Source organism: Hyunsoonleella sp. J2K-J805, assembly GCF_057167125.1.
Genome location: NZ_CM169901.1, coordinates 2,694,352 through 2,714,465 on the forward strand (window position 1 = coordinate 2,694,352; position 20,114 = coordinate 2,714,465).

Sequence of the window (20,114 nt, forward strand, 5' to 3'; positions counted from 1 at the left end):
TTTTAGTTGCTTATATTTGTAGCAAATAATGTTAAAATTTATTTTTTAATGAAGCATATTAATTCTAACATTAAGCACTTGCGTGGTCTTAAAGGGTTTTCGCAAGAGCGGTTTGCAGATGAGTTGGGCTGGTCGCGCTCTATGGTAGGATCTTATGAAGAAGGGCGCTCTGAGCCACCAATTAACCGTTTGATTGAACTATCCAATTACTTTGATATTCCTATTGATATTTTAGTGAAAAACGATTTGCGTAAAGCCACCAACACCTCTTTTATCAAAGTAGGAAATAAGCGGGTGCTATTTCCAATTACCGTAAATGAAGCCAATGAGGATTTAATTGAAATCATACCGGCAAAAGCATCAGCCGGATATTTACAAGGGTATGAAGACCCCGAGTACATAGAGCAGCTTCAAAAAATAAAACTCCCATTTTTGCCCACGGGAACACACAGGGCATTCCCTATTAGCGGTGATTCTATGTTGCCTGTAAAAGACGGCTCGTTTGTTGTTGCAAAATTTGTTGATGATATTGGTACCATTAAAAATGGACGTACATACATTATATTAACAAAAGACGATGGTTTGGTATATAAAAGGGTTTATATAAAAGATGATGAAACGTTAACCTTAAGTAGCGATAATAGGCTTTATAATCCGTATCATATTAAAAAGGACGCTATTATAGAATTGTGGGAATTTGCCTGTTGCATCAATACCCAAGAATATGATAAAGATGAATTGAAGGTAAGCAGTATTGCAACATTATTCCAAGAGCTTCATATTGAATTAAAATCAATTAAAGGTTTGAAAAACTAATTTTCAAGCTATCTTTGAAGTAAGATCCATACCTTCTGATTAGTACAATGAAGAAACCTCTAGCAATCTTTATTTTTACGTTTTTAACTACTGTGGTGTTTTCACAAGAAATTACCAGTAAAGTAGTTGATTCGTTGTATAAAGAAGATCAATTTTACGTAGGTACAACATATAATTTACTTAATAATACACCAGATGGTTTAACACAAAATAGTTTTTCGTTAGGATTTCACTTGGGCTTTATAAAGGATATGCCTATCAATAAACGACGAAACAAGTCTATAGGTATTGGTTTAGGATACTCAACAAACTCCTATATTCAGAATATGATAATTCAAAAAGATAACTTAGGAAACTTCAGCTACAATATCATAGATACTGAAACGATAAGTTTTACTAAAAATAAATTTTCTGAACATATTCTAGAATTACCTATTGAGTATAGATGGCGCACTTCAACTAAAACGTCATATAAGTTTTGGCGTATTTATGCTGGTGCTAAATTTGGATATGTGTTTTCTAACAGAAGTAAATTCAAGGGAAGCTTGGGGGAATTGAAATATAATAATATTGAAGATTTTAATACATTTCAATACGGACTCACCTTAAGTGTAGGCTACAATACATGGAATATTTATGTGTATTATGGTTTGAATCCTATTTTTTCGGATACAGCGCAACTTGATGGTGAGAACCTGGACATGAATGCTGTAAAAATTGGATTAATGTTCTACATTCTCTAAAGCCATTTAGTTACCAAAATTAATTGGGGGAATACTCCAACAAAAACACCCATAATCAATTCTGGATACGTGTGTGCTTTTAGATGCAATCGTGAAGTCGCTACGGCACCAGTTACAATACTCATAATGGCTAATGTGCCATTAATATTTATACTAAAATGGATGCTTAAAGCGATAAAAAACATAAACACACCAGAAATGGCAATCATGTGTATACTTGCTTTAAACTTAAGAATAACCAATATTAAACAGGCCAAGGTTGAGATTAGTATACCTACAAAAAAGTAGTAAAGTTCAATGTAGGGATCTGGTCTTAATATGCGTTGAATGACCAATAGTACTACAATGGCATTTAAAATTAAAGGGACAATGCGTTCTTTAGTACTTCTTAGGTAAATAGAATTTACCTTTCCTAAGGTTTTCAAAAGAAAATATAAAAGTATAGGTAAAATAATGGTTAAAATAGTCAGCGATACCAATTTAGCCCAAATCACTTCCCTATCAATAAATCGAGGTGTTTTAGCAAAATAAAAAATAACACCTGCAATAGGCATTAACAAAGGGTGGAAAATAACCGAAACACTTTTTAAGATTTGATGCATTTAAATTTTCTTTCTTAAACGTGCTACAGGAATATCCAATTGTTCTCTGTATTTCGCAACGGTACGCCTTGCAATAGGATAGCCTTTTTCTTTTAAGATTTTCGCTAAAGCCTCATCTGTAAGAGGTTTCTTTTTATTTTCTTCTTCAATAACAGTTTCCAATATTTTTTTGATTTCCCTAGTGGAAACATCTTCGCCTTGATCGTTTTTCATCGATTCTGAAAAGAATTCCTTTATCAGCTTAGTACCGTAAGGCGTATCCACATACTTACTATTGGCAACTCGAGAAACCGTGGATACATCCATATCAATTTCATCAGCAATGTCCTTAAGTATCATTGGCTTTAATTGACGTTCATCACCAGTTAGAAAATAATCTTTTTGATAATGCATTATCGCACTCATGGTTACAAACAACGTTTGCTGACGTTGCTTTATAGCCTCAATAAACCATTTTGCAGCATCCAGTTTTTGCTTAATAAAAAGTACTGCATCTTTTTGAGATTTGCTTTTGTCTTTAGAATCTTTATACCCTTTTAGCATATTATTATACTCCCTAGATACGTGAAGCTCAGGTGCATTTCTACCATTAAGTGTCAATTCCAGTTCTCCATCAACAATTTTAATAGCAAAATCAGGAACAACGTGTTCTACAATACGGTTGTTTCCGGCATAAGAACCACCAGGTTTAGGGTTGAGATGCTCAATTTCAGTTATGGCATCTTTAAGCTGAACCTCTGAAATATCAAACTTTTGAAGTAATTTTTTGTAATGTTTTTTGGTAAATGCATCAAAGGCATTATCGATGATATCGATGGCCAAATCTGTATCTGCCGTTTTCTCTTTTCTATGCAATTGAATGCTTAAACACTCTTGTAAGTTTCTGGCGCCGACACCAGCTGGATCCAATTGATGCACTATCTTTAAAACGCTTTCAATTTTATCTTCAGTAGTATAAACATTTTGGGTAAATGCCAAATCATCCATAATATCAGATAGAGAGCGCCGTATATACCCACTCTCATCAACGCTGCCTACTAAAAACTCTGCAATATCGCGCTCCTCTTCAGTAAGTCTATAGGTGTTTAACTGGTTAATTAAGTGTTGCGTAAAAGATGTACCCGCCGCATAAGGAATGGACTTTTCCTCATCATCACTACTGTAATTATTGGCTTGTGTACGATAATCAGGTATTTCGTCGTCACTTAAATACTCATCAACATTAATGTCTTCCGCATTTATGGTCTCATTGTCATCAAAATCATCATTGCTGTTTTCAAATTCGGCATCAAATTCAGTATCCTTTTCCTCTTTGCCACCTTCTAAAGCAGGATTTTCTTCAAGTTCCTGTTTTATCCGCTGTTCAAAAGCCTGCGTTGGCAACTGTATCAATTTCATCAATTGAATTTGTTGCGGCGATAGCTTTTGCGATAATTTAAATTGTAAATGTTGCTTTAGCATATTCGGGTTTGGTATTAATCAAAGATAAAAAAAGCAATATGTAAACCAAAGGTCGTACCAAACTATTATAATTTAAAATTTTCAGGAATATTATTTTTGAGCGCTACCCGCAAGGGGCGGGCCTGCCTGCCGGTAGGAAGGCTTTCACTAGTTGCTCCTCCTTAGGTTGGGAGCTCCAACATGCCCTTCAACGCCTAACGCGTGGCGTATTTGCCAGCTACAATCATCAACCGAAATGCTGTGTTAATTAGCCACAGACCTCACAGGTTTTTAAAACCTGTGAGGTCTTTAGGTGATATCATAAAAAAACTAAAACTCTGCATTTTGCGGCGTTCTTGGGTAGGGAATCACATCCCTAATATTACCCATACCAGTTACAAACATTACCAAACGCTCAAAACCAAGTCCGAAACCAGAATGTACTGCTGTACCATATTTGCGTAAGTCTAAATACCACCACAGTTCTTCTTCAGGAATATCAAGCGCAGCCATTTTTTCTTTCAAAACTTCTAACCGTTCTTCACGCTGAGAACCGCCTACCATTTCGCCAATGCCTGGAAAAAGTATGTCCATAGCACGCACCGTTTTGCCATCCTCGTTCAAGCGCATATAAAATGCTTTGATGTTAGCTGGATAATCGAACAAAATTACAGGGCATTTAAAGTGTTTTTCTACAAGAAAGCGTTCATGTTCACTTTGCAGATCTGCACCCCATTCATTAATTGGGAATTTGAATTTTTTCTTTTTATTGGGTTTACTATTGCGTAAAATATCAATAGCCTCAGTGTAGCTAACGCGCTTAAAATTATTGTCTATAACAAACTTTAACTTTTCAATCAACGACATGTCGCTGCGTTCTGTTTGAGGTTTTGTTTTTTCCTCATTTATCAAACGCTGTTCTAAAAAATCTAAATCGTCTCTATTGTGTTCTAAAATATAGTTGAGGACATATTTTAAGAAATCTTCAGCCAAATCCATGTTTCCTGGTAGGTCCATAAAAGCCACCTCAGGTTCAATCATCCAGAATTCAGATAAATGGCGTGAGGTATTTGAGTTTTCAGCACGAAATGTTGGCCCAAACGTATATACTTTACCCAAGGACATGGCATAAGTCTCAGCTTCTAGCTGACCCGAAACCGTTAAGTTGGTTTCCTTACCAAAGAAATCTTTTGAGTAATCTACCTCGCCATTATCATTTAAAGGCGGGTTTTTAGCATCTAATTTTGTTACCTTAAACATTTCACCAGCGCCCTCAGCATCACTACCAGTTATAATAGGCGTATGCATATAATAAAACCCATGCTCGTTAAAATATTTATGTATAGCATACGATAGTTTAGAACGCAAACGCATTACCGCACTAAACGTATTGGTTCTTGTGCGCAGGTGTGCGTTCTCTCTCAAAAATTCAAAAGAATGTTTTTTAGGTTGGATAGGGTATGCCTCGGCATCAGAATCGCCTAGAACTTCTAATTCACTAACCAGAATTTCGACTGTTTGCCCTTTACCTTGGCTTTCTACCAATTCGCCCTTTATATGCAATGCTGCTCCAGTAGTTATGCGTTTTAAGAGTGCCTCATCAGTGTTTTCAAAATCTACAACACACTGTATATTACTTAAGGTAGATCCATCATTTAAAGCTACAAATCGGTTAGCTCTAAACGTTCTTACCCAACCTTTAACTTCTACTTCTGGTAATTTATTTTCCTGCTTTAATAATTGAGAGACAGAATACAACTGCATATGTTATGGGTTTAGAACAGTAAATATAATGGATTCAATGTTTAAAATTCAAATAATAAATTCTAAAAATCAGACAAATTTTGAATTAATACGCCAAATGTGATTTGAAATTGTAATTAATATTGATTTTCAGTCAGTTCCATGTCATTATCATCCTCATCAGGAATAATATTAATGGGTGGCTTTTTTAGCACTTCTTTATTTGCAATACTTCGTTCTAATGATAAAAGTAGTGATGGTAATAGCAGTAAATTAGACAACATGGCAAACAATAAGGTTGCCGATACTAAAGCACCTAAGGCTACCGTACCTCCAAAATCTGATATGGTAAATACCGAAAACCCAAAAAACAAAACAATAGAGGTGTAAAACATGCTTACCCCAGTTTCTTTTAAAGCACCATAAACAGACGGTTTTATTTTCCATTTGTTGGCCTGTAACTCTTGGCGGTATTTTGCTAAAAAGTGAATGGTATCATCTACCGAGATACCAAAGGCAATACTAAACACCAAAATGGTTGAAGGCTTTATGGGGACACCTATGTAGCCCATGACACCTGCTGTTACCAGAAGTGGCAAAATGTTAGGTATAAGTGATACGATAATCATTCGTCCAGACCTAAACATATATGCCATAAATAGCGATATTAAGAAAATAGCTAAGGATAATGAAATTGCAAGGTTTTTAACCAAATATTTGGTGCCTTTTTGAAATACTAGTGCTTTCCCGGTCATGGTAACATCATAACGTTCGTCTGGAAATACTTTGTCAATTTTATCTTGAAGATTTTCCTGAATACGTTCCATTTTGTCAGTACCAATATCTTTCATAAAGGTCGTGATACGAGCATATTGGCCTGTTGAATCCACAAAATTCTTGAGTAAATCTACATCCGAAGATGAGTTTTTCGCATACGATAAAATAAAACTGTTCTCTTGAGAGGTAGGTAATTGGTAATGTTTTGGGTTGCCATTATAGTAAGCCTGTTTAGAATATTTTACCAAACCAACTACTGAAATGGGTTTTGAAAGCTCTGGTGTTTCCACGATAAACTCTTCAATCTCGTCCATGCGCTTTAAGGTAGATAATTTCATCACGCCCTTCTTGCGTTTGGTATCTACCATGATTTCAACCGGTAGGATGCCATCAAATTCTTCCTCAAAAAACCGAATATCATTAACAAATTGAGATTCTTGGGGCATATCCTCAATTAGACTTCCTGAAACTTTTATTTGGTTTATGCCAATCATACTGATAGTTAAAAGCAAAACAGAAATAGCGTAAATAGCAATGCGTTTATTTTTAACCATATACTCCATCCAATTTACAAAGCCACCAATCCAGCGCTTGTTTAAATGCTCTAAATGGCGGTCTTTTGGAAAAGGTAAGAATGTGTATATAATAGGAATTATAAGCAGACAGAGAATGAAAATAGCCAGGATACTTAGGGATGCAACAATACCAAATTCTTTTAGAAGGGTACTCTCCGTAAGTATAAAAGTGGCAAAACCTGAGGCTGTGGTAACATTGGTCATTAAAGTGGCATTACCAATTTTAGTGATGACGCGCTGTAATGATTTTACCTTGTTGCCATGAAGCTTTACCTCATGTTGGTATTTATTGATTAAGAAAATACAGTTTGGGATACCTATTACAATTATCAACGGTGGAATTAAAGCCGTTAAAACAGTAATCTCATATTTTAAAAGCCCAATAATCCCTAGAGTCCACATAACCCCAATACAAACTACTATTAAGGAAATAAACGTGGCTCTAAACGACCTAAAAAAGAAAAAGAAAATTATCGAGGTAACCAATAGTGCCGCTATTACAAATTTTCCAATTTCATCAATAATATTTTCCGAGTTTTTAGTTCGGATGTAAGGCATCCCAGAAATGCGTACATCCAAATCATAATTCTTTTCAAAGGCCTCAATGTTGGGTTCTAAAACCTCAAGAACAAATTCTTTTCTGGCAGATGTATTTACTAACGATTTTTTTAAATAAAGCGCTGTACGTACTGTTTTGGTCTCACTATTGAATAAAAAATTATCGTAAAACGGATACTTTTCAAAAAGCTCCTGTTGCAATATTTCAACTTCAGAGGTAGTTGAAATAGAATCTTTAATAAACGGTTCTAGGGTAAACTTTTCTTTAGCTGTGTTTTTTACAAGCTTTTGGAGATCCTTAATAGAAATAACGGCTTCTACCGCTTTATGATTTTTAAATTCTGAAGAAAATTTGTTCCAAGCGTTCAGCTTTTCTATATCAAATAAAGTACTGTCTTTTACACCAATTATAATAAGGTTTCCCTCTTCGCCAAACCTGTCTAAAAAATTATTGTAAGCAATATTCGCTTCATGATCATCGGGTAATAAATTGGCTTCAGTATTACTAAAACGCATGTAATCCCATTGCGTACTAAATAAATATGTAGCAATTATAATTGCTATGAGAATAACAATTTTATTCCTAAGAATTAATCTAGCAGTTACATCCCAAAAATCCTTTGTAAACAATTTAAACATAAGCTCTTATAAAAGCTGCGCAAAGGTAGAAAAAACAATGTATTAACAATCGTAAATCATCTATAATGTTAGGTTAAAAGTGAATTTAAAAGCAATATTATCCTCAAAGTTTGGAAGGTGATACGCGCCATAGCGATAAGTAAAACTTAAACCGAAACCAAAGAGTAGTTTGTTGAGTTCGAAACCAGACTCTGTATAGCCTTTGTTTAAGGAACCAAAGGTAATATTTTGGTGTCGTTCTGGGTTAGACATATCTCCAATAGCATATCTAGTAATCAATACTAATTGAGGCTTATAGCGTGCAGAAACATTAAAGGGCTTTAAGAAGTGCTTGAATTGAACTGTGGTAAATTTATCTGAGAAGAACTCATTAAAAAACATAGTTTCAAAACTGGTTATGCCAGCTACTGAAAAACGCTGTAGAATAGTTTCTTTATTAATATTATTTGGGTAAGCATGGTACAGGTGTGTTAAAGGAGTGTCTCCTCTTGCAATACCAGAAACCAAAGTGATTTCTGATACATTTTTATTTTTATGCAAATGCCGATGAATAGTTTTAAAGTCTAACTTTGAGAAGTTAAAATTTCCTTTCAAAACATCTTTCACGCTCTTTGTATATTGTAAAGTAAACTTGGGGTAGCCCTCTTTTATGTTTTCGTAGAGATTATCAACAATTTTAAACTGGTTAAACGGGCTCCATTGCATGGATACAGTAGCAGTAGTAAATTGAAATTTATTGTAAAGTTGACCATCTAAGTTAAAAATGTAATTATAAGTGGGCTCAACATTACTTGAGGCAAATTGCGTTTCGGTAGATAATTTGGGGTGAAATTTATGCTTAACAGAGATAGCCTGTGTAATGTGCCGATGAAACAAATCAATATTCAAGAGTCGAGGCTCGAAGAATTGAAAAAATCGTGTATCCGTTAAAAATTTTGAGCTTCCGGTTTCCTGTAAATCGTCAGTGTATGAAACTTTTAGCCATGTATCTGTTCTTTTAGAGAGTCTTGCACTTCCTCCAATACTAAATTTGTAGGCGTCATCCCTAAACCCGTAAACCGTGTAACCATCTATTTTAAATTTTTCGGAAAAATTATTATTCGTAACACCTCCAAGACCGGTTCGTAATCCTTCGTATTGATTATACTTTACTAAATATCTTAAATCAAAATCGAAATATTTAGTAGGGAAGTAGCCGTTACCCAATTGCTTTAAAAAGAAATTCTTTTTAGTGGTGTCCTGTTCAATTTCATAAAAGTTAATTGAAGCATTTTGAGCTTGTGCCGCTGCAAAAGAAAGGTAAAAAACAAGAGCACAATATTTTCGCATTTATGAGAAAGAATACGGGTTTTCATGAAAAAAAGCGACGTTGTTGTCGCTTCTTTTTTATACGGTCATGATTTCTTTTTCCTTGTTGTCAAAGATATCATCTATCTTCTTAACGTAACTATCCGTCATTTCTTGTATATCAATTTCGGCATTCTTTTGAAGGTCTTCAGATACATCATCTAGCTTCTTAATATCATTATTAGCTTCTTTACGTGCATTTCGTACACCAACTTTTGCATCCTCAGCTTCAGATTTTGCCTGTTTTGCCAGTATTTTTCTGCGTTCTTCTGTTAATGGCGGTACGTTAATAATGATACTTTCACCATTATTCATAGGATTAAAACCCAGGTTTGCCGCCATAATACCACGCTCTATTTCTTGTAGCATACTTTTTTCCCAAGGTTGCACGGTAATCGTTCTACCATCAGGTGTATTTACATTTGCAACCTGATTTAATGGAGTTTGTGAACCATAATAATCCACCATTACACTTCCTAGCATAGAAGGAGATGCTTTACCTGCTCTGATATTCATCAATTGTTTTTCAAGATGCTTAAGGGCAGCATCCATTGCTTCTTTGGCAGTATCTAGTATAAATTGTAAGTCTTCGTTCATCTTTTAAAATTTTAAATTATCAATACATTCGACGGTGCTCAGTAACAAAAGATTCAAAAATTACGCCAGTTTTAAATATTTACTTCGGTACCAATTGACTCTCCAGAAACTACTTTGAGTAAATTACCTGGAGTATTCATGTCAAATACAATAATTGGTAGTTCATTTTCTTGACTCAAGGTGAATGCCGTTGTATCCATAACTTTTAGTCCTTTCTGTAATACTTCATCAAAAGAAATAGATTTGAATTTAGTGGCATTGCTATCTTTTTCTGGGTCAGCATTGTAAATACCATCAACACGTGTGCCTTTTAAAATAACATCGGCTTGAATTTCTATGGCACGCAATACTGCAGCCGAATCTGTTGTAAAATAGGGGTTTCCAGTGCCACCACCAAAAATCACTACACGACCTTTATCCAAATGTCGCATGGCTTTCCGCCTGATAAAAGGTTCAGCAACTTCATTTATTTTTATCGCAGTTTGTAGTCGTGTTGGTATTTCGGCATCCTCAAGGGCGCTTTGTAGTGCTAAACCATTGATAACTGTGGCTAACATTCCCATATGGTCGCCTTGTACACGGTCCATCCCATTACTGGCTCCTGCAACACCTCTAAAAATGTTACCACCACCAATAACAATGGCTACTTGCACACCTTTATCAGTTATCGTTTTTATATCTTGGGCATATTCAGCTAATCGATCTGGATCTATTCCATATTGACGTGTACCCATTAAGGCTTCGCCTGACAGTTTGAGGAGTATTCTTTTGTATTTCATTGAGCTAGTTAAAGAAGTTTAGCAAAACTACATATTTTTTTTATTTCTGAAATTTATTTCTGATTTCGATTTTAACCAAAAAAAACCACCATCCAAAAAGAATAGTGGTTAAATATTTATGGCTTTTAAGAAATGTTACCCTAAAGTCACACGCTTAAATCCTATAATTTCAACTTCACCGTACGAAGAAACATAAGCTTCAACGGTTTTCTTTTCGTCTTTAATGAAGTTTTGGTTTAATAAACACTGCTCTTGGTCTAAAGTAGTGTTATCAGAAACAAAACGTTGCATTTTACCAGGTAAAATTCTATCCCAAATTTGTTCTGGCTTACCTTCAGCTTTCAATTCTGCTTTAGCAGCTTCTTCAGCTTCAGCGATAACCTCAGGTGTTAATTGTAATTGCGAAATGTATTTAGGTACATTCTTCAATGTTTTTCCTAAACGCTCCAATTCTTCATTATCTTTTTCAATAGCTGCAATTCTTGCTTCGGTTTCTGATGCTACATAAGCAGGGTCAAAATCCTTGTAAGATAATGTAGTTGCTCCCATAGAAGCAATTTGCATTGCTACATCTTTTGCAAGCGTTTCAATATTGTCTACAACGCTAGAAAAACCAACGATTGCAGCAATTTTATTAATATGAACATACGAACCAACGTAAGCAGCTTCTACTTTTTCAAATGCTTTAATGTCTAGTTTTTCACCAATTACACCTGTTTGCTCCACTAATTTATCTGCAACTGTCATACCACCGAAATCAGCAGCTAAAAATTCGTCTTTAGAAGATGTAGTTAAAGCAATATCACCTAACTCACTGGCTAGTGCTAAAAAGTTTTCGTTTTTACCAACAAAGTCAGTTTCACAACCTAAAACAATTGCAACACCAACAGTATTGTCAGCATTTACTTTTGCCACAGCAGCACCTTCACTAGATTCTCTATCAGCTCTTTTTGCTGCAACTTTTTGTCCTTTTTTACGTAAGATTTCAATTGCTTTATCAAAATCTCCTTCAGCCTCAACCAAAGCCTTTTTGCAGTCCATCATACCTGCACCAGTAGCTTGTCTTAGCTTATTCACCTCTTGGGCCGTTACTTTTACTGTAGTACTCATAGTATTTATAATTTAAAAAAGTCGTTCAATTTATTTCAGTGAAGAAAATAACTAAACGACTTATTTATGTTGTATTAATGTTATTTATTCTTCTTCTTCAGATTTTGCTGGAGCAACTTCTGCTTTTTTAGCTTCTGCCTTAGGCTCTTTTTCAGCTGATGCAGCTTCTTTTTCCGCCTTGCGTTCTGCTAATCCTCCTGCTACTGCGTCAGTAACATGAGTTAATATTTTGTTTATCGATTTAGAAGCATCATCATTTGCTGGTATAACATAATCTACTTGACGAGGATCTGAGTTTGTATCTACCATTGCAAAAATTGGAATGTTTAATTTTTGCGCTTCTTTAATCGCTATGTGCTCACGCTTGATATCCACAACAAATAAAGCACCAGGTAAACGTGTCATGTCGCTAATAGAACCTAAGTTCTTTTCTAGCTTAGCTCTTAAACGATCTACTTGTAAACGCTCTTTTTTAGATAATGTGTTAAAAGTGCCGTCTTTCTTCATTCTATCAATAGAAGCCATTTTCTTAACAGCTTTTCTAATAGTAACAAAGTTGGTTAACATACCACCTGGCCATCTTTCTGTGATGTAAGGCATATTGATAGCACTTGCTTTTTCAGCAACAATATCTTTCGCTTGTTTTTTGGTAGCAACAAATAAAATTTTACGACCTGATGCTGCAATTTTTGCTAATGCTGCGCCAGCTTCGTCAATTTTAGCTGCTGTTTTGTAAAGGTTGATGATATGGATGCCGTTACGCTCCATATAAACGTAAGGTGCCATGTTAGGATCCCACTTACGTGTAAGGTGTCCAAAATGTACACCTGCTTCTAGTAGTTCTTTTACTTCTACTGCCATTTTTGTAATAGTTTACGTTCTGTTGAATTAGCAATGATTAAGTGGTCATTTTTAAAAATTCGCCTTAGTCATTTAGATGCTAAACTAAATCTTTCCGCCTATGCGAAATAGACAACAATAACTGGTTTTTAATTTTGCTGTCCCGATAGCTATCGGGATTCAGCGTTTTCAATAAAATAAAATAATTCAGAATCTGAAAGGTCAGATTCTGAATTAAGAGTTTTGGAATCTTAACGTTTAGAGAACTGGAATTTCTTACGCGCTTTTTTCTGACCGAATTTCTTACGCTCTACCATTCTTGGGTCTCTGGTTAATAAACCTTCTGGCTTTAGGATACCTCTGTTTTCAGCATCAACTTCGCACATAGCGCGAGATAATGCTAAACGTACAGCTTCTGCTTGACCAGTGATACCACCGCCATATACATTTACTGTAATATCAAAGTTGCCGTCATTGTTAGTCAAAACCAATGGTTGCTTTACTTTGTACTGTAAGGTACCTGTAGTAAAGTAATCGGTTAAGTCTTTTTTGTTAATGGTAATGTTTCCTTTTCCTTTAGAAACATAGGCACGAGCAACAGCCGTCTTTCTACGGCCGATTTTGTGAATTACATCCATTTATTTGAATTCATTTAAATTGATTGTTTTAGGCTTTTGAGCTTCATGTTTGTGCTCAGTACCTACTACAACCGTTAGGTTACGGAATAAAGCTGCACCTAATTTGTTTTTAGGCAGCATTCCTTTTACTGATTTTTCTACTATACGAGCAGGGTTTTTTCCAAACAACTCGGTAGCAGTTAAACTTCTTTGACCTCCTGGATAACCAGTGTGACGAATGTATGATTTATCGTTCCACTTGTTTCCAGATAAGTTGATTTTTTCAGCATTAATAACAATAACGTTATCGCCGCAATCAACGTGTGGTGTGAAGTTTGGCTTGTGCTTACCTCTTAAAAGCTTTGCAACTTTAGAAGCTAAACGACCAAGCGTTTGATTATCAGCATCAACAACAACCCACTGCTTATCTACAGTAGCTTTGTTTGCCGAAATCGTTTTGTAGCTTAATGTGTCCACACTAATTTATTTTTCTGATTAAACATTCCTCTTTCTCAAAAAGAGTTTGCAAATTTACGATAAACAATCGGATTACCAAATCTAGTTTGCGGTTTTTTTATTACTGAAAATCAATGAAATGTAACAATATAGATTTAGTCTTAAAAAGCCGCCCTTTGCAATCTATCATTTATAGACTTGCCTAAACCATGATTTGGGAAAATTTCGGCGATAATTATGTCCAAATCTAGCTTGTCCAATTGATGTAAACTATCATATAAACTTGAGGCAGCTTGAGACATATCGCCTATTTCAGATAAAACTATTTGATAAGAAATGGCTTCACTCTTTATGTTAGACTGAAAGGTCAAAGCACCAATGCGCATTCCAACATATTTTTCAATATCATTTAAAATATTGCTAGATAACACAGTTTTAGTCGATGGTGCATAATGCTTATCCAACATACCAGGTGCATCAGGGTTTTGCTCTTTTTTGTTTTTTATTGGTGTTTTGCCCACAATAGCCTCAATATCTTCAATGGCTATTGAGCCTAAGCGGTAAATGATAGGGTTGCCTTTTTCAAAACCTATAATGGTAGATTCAATACCTTTTTTACAGGGGCCTCCATCTAAAACCATTTTTATTTTATCTTCAAAATATTCTTCAACATGTTGAGCAGTCGTAGGACTAATTCTATTAAAAGGATTTGCGCTTGGAGCGGCCAAAGGAAACTTTAGTTGTTTTAAAAGTTCTAAGGTTACAGGATGGCTTGGAACCCGGACTGCGACGCTATCTTTTCCGGCAGTAATCAAATCAGGAATAGTATCTTTTTTTGGTAGCACCAAAGTTAAAGGTCCTGGCCAAAAAGCATTTGCTAATTGTCTTGCTTTTTCAGGAATGTGACTTACAATAGTGTCCAGATAACCCACTGAAGGGATATGTACAATAAGCGGATTAAAAAACGGGCGCTGCTTAGTTTCAAAAATGGCCTTAATCGCTTTTTCACTGTAAATATTACCAGCCAACCCATACACCGTTTCTGTGGGTATGGCCACTAATTCCTCGCAGCTCAAAAGAGCGACGGCCTTTGATATGTCCTTTGAAATGATGGGCATTAAAACAAATTAAGCGGTGCAAAAGTACATTCTTTTAATGAATTTTTCATTGCTGTTAGCTGTACTAACAAAATCGTACGTTTTATACAATGAGATTGATATGTTGCACAGTTACATAAATTGTTCTAGGAAAAACAGATAAGCGATAGCTTAACCTTCGCGCCTAAATAGCTATTCTAAAAATCTGTCATTTGATAGATTAATCGAAAAAGATGCTTATTTTTACCCACTTACTATAATAAATGTAAGAGATTGTAGTTATTAGAAAACAAATAAAAACAGGGTGTTGAAAGCATTTTTTAAACCTACATTATACGTTCTACTTGCCGTACTTGCCATTACAAGTTGTTCTCGCAAAAAAAATACGTTTTTAAGCAGAAATATACATGCTGTTACTGCGGAATATAATGCGCTTTACAATGGTTACAATGCTTTAGACCAAGGCAGAACTAGCCTTAACGATACTTATGAAGATGATTATTGGGAGATTTTACCCATAGAGCGTATGCAGATTGATGAGGATGTTATTCTTCCTGGACAGTCAAAAAACGAAAATTTCACTAGAGCCGAGGAAAAGGCGGTTAAGGCCATCCAAAAGCATAGTATAAATATTGAAAGTAAGGAGTACAATCCGCAGATGGATGAGGCTTATTTACTTTTAGGAAAAGCACGTTACTTCGATCAGCGTTTTGTACCTGCGCTTGAGGCGTTCAATTATATTCTGTACAAATACCCCGCAAGCGATAAGATTAATCAGGCAAAGGTTTGGCGAGAGAAAACCAATATTCGTTTAGAAAATGATGAGTTGGCCATAAAAAACTTGAAGCGTTTATTAAAGCAAGAGGATTTAGAAAATCAGGATTTAGCAGATGCTACGTCAATGTTGGCACAGGCATATTTAAACATCAAAGTAATTGATACGGCTATCACTTTGCTTGATGTTGCGGCTGAGTCTACTAAAAGCAATGAGGAGCGAGGGCGTTATCGATTTATTCAAGGACAATTGTATAATGAGTTAGGTCATAAGGATAGTGCAAATATCGTTTTCGATGAGGTAATTGATCTCAATAGAAAAACACCTCGTATTTACATGATAAGCGCATATTTGGAAAAGGTTAAAAATTTTGATTTTGAAAATGGAGACAAGCTAGTGTTATCCGAATTACTTGAGGAATTAGAAACCAATAGAGAAAACCGCCCTTTTTTGGATAGGATTTATTATGTTATAGGGATGCACCATTTAAAAGGCGAATCGGTTGAGTTGGCATCTCGTTATTTTAATAAATCCTTGCGGACAAACACACGAGATCAAAAACTAAAGGCTAGAAATTATGAGATTTTAGGCGATATGACTTTTGATAAAAGGCTTTACGCCGATGCAGGTGCATATTATGATAGCACATTGGCAAATCTTAAGCTGAATTCCAAACCCTACAGAACCATAAAGCGGAAACGTGATAATTTAGAGGATGTTATTTATTATGAAAGTGTCGCTAAGGTAGATGATAGTATTTTGGGCTTAGTGCGTTTACCTGAAGCTGAAAAGCTTGTATATTTTGAGAAATTTGTAGCAGACTTAAAAGAGAAAGCAGAGGAGGAAGAAAAGAAGCAAGAAGCCTTAAAACGGAATAATGGATTGGCTACTGCAGGCAATCAAATAGGGAATAGAAATATTGGCGCTGGGGGTGCTGGGGTGCCTAACCAAGGTGGAGGCTTTTATTTTTACAATCCAACTACCGTAGCGTTTGGTAAAAACGAGTTTTTAAAAGTTTGGGGAGATAGGCCTTTAGAGGATAACTGGAGATGGTCAAACAAAGGGGCTTCCGCTGGAGGAAATTCAGGAACCGCAGCAGATATTACTGCCAGTGCCAGTGAAGACGAGCGTTTTGACCCACAGTTTTATATTTCAAGAATACCTTCTGATGCTAAGGAAATCGATAGTATTTCAAAAGAACGTAATTATGCCTATTATCAGTTGGGCTTAATTTACAAAGAAAAGTTTAAGGAGTTCAATCTGGCCAAAGATAAGTTTAAGGAATTGCTGGAAAGCAATCCAGAAGAGCGTTTAATACTGCCTTTAAAATATAATTTATATAAAATTTATGAGTTATTGGGGCAAAATGACGAGGCAACTATAGCTAAAAACGATATTGTTTCAAATTATCCTGAAAGTAGATATGCTGCCATTTTAACCAATCCAGAATCGGTAGCCTTAAAAGATGAAAATAGTCCTTTGGTGCTTTATGAAAAACTATACGATGTTCACGTTTCACAAGATTATGAATCCGTAATTAATCAAAGCGAAGAATATATACAAGCATTTGAGGGAGATCCTATTGTGCCTAAATTTGAATTGTTGAAGGCCACCGCATCAGGACGATTACTAGGTTTTGATGCTTACAAAAAAGCTATAAATTATATTGCCGTAACCTATGCTAATACACCTGAGGGTCAACAAGCGCAACGAATGGCAAATGAAATGTTGCCTAAACTAGAAAGTGCAGCATTTCTAAACGACAGTATTTCCAGTGGATTTAAAGTAGTCTTTAAGTTTGACAGGAATAATACTGATAAAATAAATGAATTTAAAACAACTTTAGACTCTGTTTTAGAAAACGTAAGGTATTATAAATTAAAGAGTTCAGTTGATGTTTACGATACAAACACTACCTTTGTAGCGGTGCATGGATTAAGAAATGCACAAGTAGCAAAAACATTTGACCAAATATTACCAGACAAAGACGTAAAAAAAATAACAGAGCCCTATTTCGCAGTATCATCTGCAAACTATCAAATACTACAAATTCATAAGAATTTAGATACCTACTTAAATTTGAATAACCCTTAAGCCCAAATGTTATGTTTACAGAAAACAAAAAAGACAAACAAACAATGGAAAATCAATCGAGCCAAAATATAATAGCCCAAGGCACCAAAATTGTTGGTGATTTTAATAGTCCTGGCGATTTTAGAATAGACGGTACTGTTGAAGGCAATATTAAAACTTCAGGAAAACTAGTGGTTGGTAAAGATGGTTTTATCAAAGGTACCATACAGGGTACAGATGCTTATTTTGAAGGTAAGTTTTCAGGAAAGCTTTCCCTGTCAGGGACGTTAACCTTAAAATCATCAGCATTTATAGAAGGCGAAGTTGTTGTTGGCAAACTAGCTGTAGAGCCAGGAGCTACATTTAATGTAACGTGTGCAATGAAAGGCACTGTAAAACCTATGACAAACGGTGAGCCAGCAAGAAAAAAACCAGAAGAAACAGGGAAAACAGCTTAAAAATTGGGCAATATTCTCTGGGATTGGCTTGCAAATGGCCATTACAATTTTTCTTGGAAACTTACTAGGAATATGGTTGGATAAAAAACTAGAGACCTCCTTCCTCGAGACAACAGTAACGCTTGTGGCAATATTTGCTTCTATGTTCCTTATTATTTATCGTGTCAATGGAATGAATAAAGACGAATGAAACAAATACGTTTATACGGTTTATTGTTTGCCTTAGTTTCACTAGCTGTTTATTATTTGCACACCTATATTTTTGTAAATATATCCAAAGAATCTCCAGTGTCTCTTAACGCCAACTATTTATTTAATTGTAGCTTTTCTATAATTATATGCGCAATAGCCTTGTATCTTTCAAATAAGAAAAAATATAGCGATCAAATTGGTTTTTTATATTTGGGCAGTGTTGTTTTAAAGCTCATACTCTTCTTTTTAATATTCTACAACCCTATTTTTAAAACAGAGGCTTTTACAAACACACAAAGTGTTAACTTGTTGATACCCATAATTTTATTTCTATTTTTTGAAATGATTTTGATACCGAAATTACTAAATAAAAAATCTCATTTAAAAAATGAGTCTTAAGAACTTTTAAGTCTAAAAATAATACCTATCTTTGCGCCGAATTTTAGACCGCATTATTCAGAACATAAAGGAATTAAAAAGGAATGAAGGTAATATCAAAAACAATTACATCTTTAACTCTAGGTTTACTTTTTACGCTTACGGCATTTGCTTCTGGAGATAAAAACGAAAAAGGTCATGGTGATCCTGTTAATACACCAAAAGAAATTAACGAATACATTCAACACCACGTTAAAGACTCTCACGACTTTCACTTATTTTCTTATTTTTCAGATGGTAAAGAACATCATGTAGGCTTTCCTCTTCCCGTAATACTTTGGGGAGAAAACGGTTTAGCAGCATTTATGTCTTCTGCGTTTCATCATGATGATAATGGAAAAGAAATAGTAGAAAAAGGTGGAAGTAAATTTGTAAGATTACATGGTAAGATTTATGAATTAGAAAACGGCGCAACTGGAGTTAATTTTGATGAAGAGCATCATCCTACAAACGCTACTACACCAATAGATTTATCAATCACTAAAAGTGTTTTTGGTATTATATTAATTGGATTATTAATGCTATTGTGGTTTGGTGGATTAGCAAAACAATACAAAAAGAAACAAGTGCCTACAGGTTTTGGTCGTATACTAGAACCACTGGTTTTATATGTACGCGACGAAATAGCAAAACCAAATATTGGTCCTAAATACAGAAAGTTTACAGGATATTTAATGACGGTATTTTTCTTTATTTGGATATTAAATCTAATGGGATTAACGCCATTTGGGTTTAATGTAACAGGTCAGCTTGCAGTGACTGCAGCCCTTGCGTTAATTACCTTGGTAGTTTACTTGTTTAGTAGTAACGGACATTTTTGGAGTCACCAATTATGGATGCCTGGGGTGCCTTACTTTTTACGTCCACTATTAGCTGTAATAGAACTTGCAGGAACACTTATCATTAAGCCTTTTTCTTTAATGGTTCGTTTATTTGCAAACATCACAGCAGGACATATTGTAGTAATGAGTCTTATTGCTATCGGAATTACTATGCAAGAGCAAATGACGGCAGTAGGGTCTACATTATTATCATTTGTATTATCATTATTTATAACACTTATAGAAGTGCTAGTAGCCTTCTTACAAGCGTATATATTTACAATGCTTTCAGCTTTATTTATCGGAATGGCGGTAGAGGAGCCAGAGCATCATTAAATTGAATTTATTTTTTAACTATATATATTTAAATTATGTTTTTAGCAATGCTTCAAGAAGCCCCTTCAGTAGTTCCTATGTTAGTAGGTGCTGGTTTAATTGTAATTGGTGCTGGTATAGGCTTAGGTCAAATCGGTAGAGGTGCCATGGAAGGTATCGCGCGTCAACCAGAAGCGTCTGGAAAAATTCAGACAGCAATGATTATCATTGCAGCACTTTTGGAAGGACTTGCGTTCGCGGCGATTTTCTTAGGGAAGTCGTAAATGAACACCACCATTTTCCTGC

The 20,114-nt window shown here is 35.2% G+C and carries 20 protein-coding genes; 8 read left to right on the top strand and 12 right to left on the bottom strand.

Annotated features, from left to right (window positions below; translation table 11 throughout):
• Positions 1-48 precede the first annotated feature (48 nt).
• Positions 49-816 carry an XRE family transcriptional regulator gene (locus AC1B0Z_RS12000; protein ID WP_483792286.1) on the top strand — a complete coding sequence of 256 codons (768 nt, stop codon included), beginning with the start codon at positions 49-51 and terminating at the stop codon, positions 814-816.
• A 47-nt stretch (positions 817-863) separates the two neighbouring features.
• Complete coding sequence (locus AC1B0Z_RS12005) at positions 864-1,559, top strand: porin family protein (RefSeq protein ID WP_483792287.1); 696 nt, start codon at positions 864-866, stop codon at positions 1,557-1,559.
• Here AC1B0Z_RS12005 and AC1B0Z_RS12010 read toward each other — a convergent pair.
• The 12 genes from AC1B0Z_RS12010 to AC1B0Z_RS12065 all read right to left on the bottom strand — a co-directional run bounded on the left by AC1B0Z_RS12010 (position 1,556) and on the right by AC1B0Z_RS12065 (position 14,757).
• Entirely contained in the window at positions 1,556-2,161 is a 606-nt protein-coding gene (locus AC1B0Z_RS12010; RefSeq protein WP_483792288.1) for a hypothetical protein, read from the bottom strand. The two genes, AC1B0Z_RS12005 and AC1B0Z_RS12010, sit on opposite strands and share 4 nt — an antisense overlap.
• Complete coding sequence (gene rpoN / locus AC1B0Z_RS12015) at positions 2,162-3,622, bottom strand: RNA polymerase factor sigma-54 (RefSeq protein WP_483792289.1); 1,461 nt, start codon at positions 3,620-3,622, stop codon at positions 2,162-2,164. It lies immediately after the preceding gene.
• A gap of 309 nt (positions 3,623-3,931) precedes the next feature.
• Complete coding sequence (gene asnS, locus AC1B0Z_RS12020; RefSeq protein ID WP_483792290.1) at positions 3,932-5,365, bottom strand: asparagine--tRNA ligase; 1,434 nt, start codon at positions 5,363-5,365, stop codon at positions 3,932-3,934.
• Between the two features lie 116 nt (positions 5,366-5,481).
• Entirely contained in the window at positions 5,482-7,893 is a 2,412-nt protein-coding gene (locus AC1B0Z_RS12025; protein WP_483792291.1) for an efflux RND transporter permease subunit, read from the bottom strand.
• Positions 7,894-7,953: 60 nt separating this feature from the next.
• Positions 7,954-9,222: a hypothetical protein gene (locus tag AC1B0Z_RS12030; protein WP_483792292.1), complete on the bottom strand. Its 1,269-nt coding sequence runs from the start codon at positions 9,220-9,222 to the stop codon at positions 7,954-7,956.
• A 57-nt stretch (positions 9,223-9,279) separates the two neighbouring features.
• Positions 9,280-9,837: a ribosome recycling factor gene (frr, locus tag AC1B0Z_RS12035; protein ID WP_483792293.1), complete on the bottom strand. Its 558-nt coding sequence runs from the start codon at positions 9,835-9,837 to the stop codon at positions 9,280-9,282.
• Between the two features lie 71 nt (positions 9,838-9,908).
• Complete coding sequence (pyrH, locus tag AC1B0Z_RS12040; protein WP_483792294.1) at positions 9,909-10,616, bottom strand: UMP kinase; 708 nt, start codon at positions 10,614-10,616, stop codon at positions 9,909-9,911.
• 135 nt (positions 10,617-10,751) lie between these two features.
• A complete protein-coding gene (gene tsf, locus AC1B0Z_RS12045) occupies positions 10,752-11,726 on the bottom strand; it encodes a translation elongation factor Ts (RefSeq protein ID WP_483792295.1) in 975 nt (324 codons plus the stop codon).
• A gap of 84 nt (positions 11,727-11,810) precedes the next feature.
• Positions 11,811-12,587, bottom strand: a complete 777-nt coding sequence (rpsB, locus tag AC1B0Z_RS12050) for a 30S ribosomal protein S2 (RefSeq protein ID WP_483792296.1) — start codon at positions 12,585-12,587, stop codon at positions 11,811-11,813.
• Between the two features lie 230 nt (positions 12,588-12,817).
• Positions 12,818-13,204: a 30S ribosomal protein S9 gene (gene rpsI / locus AC1B0Z_RS12055; RefSeq protein ID WP_042245326.1), complete on the bottom strand. Its 387-nt coding sequence runs from the start codon at positions 13,202-13,204 to the stop codon at positions 12,818-12,820.
• Entirely contained in the window at positions 13,205-13,660 is a 456-nt protein-coding gene (gene rplM, locus AC1B0Z_RS12060; RefSeq protein WP_483792297.1) for a 50S ribosomal protein L13, read from the bottom strand.
• Positions 13,661-13,800: 140 nt separating this feature from the next.
• Positions 13,801-14,757 carry an L-threonylcarbamoyladenylate synthase gene (locus AC1B0Z_RS12065; protein WP_483792298.1) on the bottom strand — a complete coding sequence of 319 codons (957 nt, stop codon included), beginning with the start codon at positions 14,755-14,757 and terminating at the stop codon, positions 13,801-13,803.
• A gap of 286 nt (positions 14,758-15,043) precedes the next feature.
• Here AC1B0Z_RS12065 and porW point away from each other — a divergent pair, with 286 nt between their 5' ends.
• The 6 genes from porW (at position 15,044) to atpE (ending at position 20,092) form a co-directional block, all read left to right on the top strand.
• Positions 15,044-17,605 (top strand): type IX secretion system periplasmic lipoprotein PorW/SprE, encoded by a 2,562-nt coding sequence (gene porW, locus AC1B0Z_RS12070; protein WP_483792299.1) that lies wholly within the window; start codon positions 15,044-15,046, stop codon positions 17,603-17,605.
• 11 nt (positions 17,606-17,616) lie between these two features.
• Positions 17,617-18,042 carry a bactofilin family protein gene (locus AC1B0Z_RS12075; RefSeq protein WP_207303299.1) on the top strand — a complete coding sequence of 142 codons (426 nt, stop codon included), beginning with the start codon at positions 17,617-17,619 and terminating at the stop codon, positions 18,040-18,042.
• Positions 17,996-18,232, top strand: a complete 237-nt coding sequence (locus AC1B0Z_RS12080) for an AtpZ/AtpI family protein (protein ID WP_483792300.1) — start codon at positions 17,996-17,998, stop codon at positions 18,230-18,232. The genes AC1B0Z_RS12075 and AC1B0Z_RS12080 overlap by 47 nt, the downstream gene beginning before the upstream one ends.
• Complete coding sequence (locus tag AC1B0Z_RS12085) at positions 18,229-18,633, top strand: DUF6168 family protein (protein WP_483792301.1); 405 nt, start codon at positions 18,229-18,231, stop codon at positions 18,631-18,633. Before AC1B0Z_RS12080 ends, AC1B0Z_RS12085 begins: the two co-directional genes overlap by 4 nt.
• An 83-nt stretch (positions 18,634-18,716) precedes the next feature.
• Positions 18,717-19,829 carry a F0F1 ATP synthase subunit A gene (gene atpB / locus AC1B0Z_RS12090; protein ID WP_483792302.1) on the top strand — a complete coding sequence of 371 codons (1,113 nt, stop codon included), beginning with the start codon at positions 18,717-18,719 and terminating at the stop codon, positions 19,827-19,829.
• A gap of 47 nt (positions 19,830-19,876) precedes the next feature.
• Positions 19,877-20,092: an ATP synthase F0 subunit C gene (gene atpE, locus AC1B0Z_RS12095; RefSeq protein ID WP_130963967.1), complete on the top strand. Its 216-nt coding sequence runs from the start codon at positions 19,877-19,879 to the stop codon at positions 20,090-20,092.
• The last annotated feature ends 22 nt before the right edge of the window (positions 20,093-20,114 follow it).

Excerpts from the sequence above, each read along its gene's own strand:
- frr (WP_483792293.1), bottom strand. The coding sequence starts at position 9,837 with ATGAACGAAGACTTACAATTTATACTAGATACTGCCAAAGAAGCAATG.
- AC1B0Z_RS12085 (WP_483792301.1), top strand. The coding sequence starts at position 18,229 with ATGAAACAAATACGTTTATACGGTTTATTGTTTGCCTTAGTTTCACTA.
- AC1B0Z_RS12030 (WP_483792292.1), bottom strand. The coding sequence starts at position 9,222 with ATGCGAAAATATTGTGCTCTTGTTTTTTACCTTTCTTTTGCAGCGGCA.
- tsf (WP_483792295.1), bottom strand. The coding sequence starts at position 11,726 with ATGAGTACTACAGTAAAAGTAACGGCCCAAGAGGTGAATAAGCTAAGA.
- rpsB (WP_483792296.1), bottom strand. The coding sequence starts at position 12,587 with ATGGCAGTAGAAGTAAAAGAACTACTAGAAGCAGGTGTACATTTTGGA.
- atpB (WP_483792302.1), top strand. The coding sequence starts at position 18,717 with ATGAAGGTAATATCAAAAACAATTACATCTTTAACTCTAGGTTTACTT.
- rpsI (WP_042245326.1), bottom strand. The coding sequence starts at position 13,204 with ATGGATGTAATTCACAAAATCGGCCGTAGAAAGACGGCTGTTGCTCGT.
- AC1B0Z_RS12025 (WP_483792291.1), bottom strand. The coding sequence starts at position 7,893 with ATGTTTAAATTGTTTACAAAGGATTTTTGGGATGTAACTGCTAGATTA.
- atpE (WP_130963967.1), top strand. The coding sequence starts at position 19,877 with ATGCTTCAAGAAGCCCCTTCAGTAGTTCCTATGTTAGTAGGTGCTGGT.
- pyrH (WP_483792294.1), bottom strand. The coding sequence starts at position 10,616 with ATGAAATACAAAAGAATACTCCTCAAACTGTCAGGCGAAGCCTTAATG.
- AC1B0Z_RS12010 (WP_483792288.1), bottom strand. The coding sequence starts at position 2,161 with ATGCATCAAATCTTAAAAAGTGTTTCGGTTATTTTCCACCCTTTGTTA.
- AC1B0Z_RS12075 (WP_207303299.1), top strand. The coding sequence starts at position 17,617 with ATGTTTACAGAAAACAAAAAAGACAAACAAACAATGGAAAATCAATCG.
- AC1B0Z_RS12005 (WP_483792287.1), top strand. The coding sequence starts at position 864 with ATGAAGAAACCTCTAGCAATCTTTATTTTTACGTTTTTAACTACTGTG.
- AC1B0Z_RS12065 (WP_483792298.1), bottom strand. The coding sequence starts at position 14,757 with ATGCCCATCATTTCAAAGGACATATCAAAGGCCGTCGCTCTTTTGAGC.
- asnS (WP_483792290.1), bottom strand. The coding sequence starts at position 5,365 with ATGCAGTTGTATTCTGTCTCTCAATTATTAAAGCAGGAAAATAAATTA.
- rpoN (WP_483792289.1), bottom strand. The coding sequence starts at position 3,622 with ATGCTAAAGCAACATTTACAATTTAAATTATCGCAAAAGCTATCGCCG.
- AC1B0Z_RS12000 (WP_483792286.1), top strand. The coding sequence starts at position 49 with ATGAAGCATATTAATTCTAACATTAAGCACTTGCGTGGTCTTAAAGGG.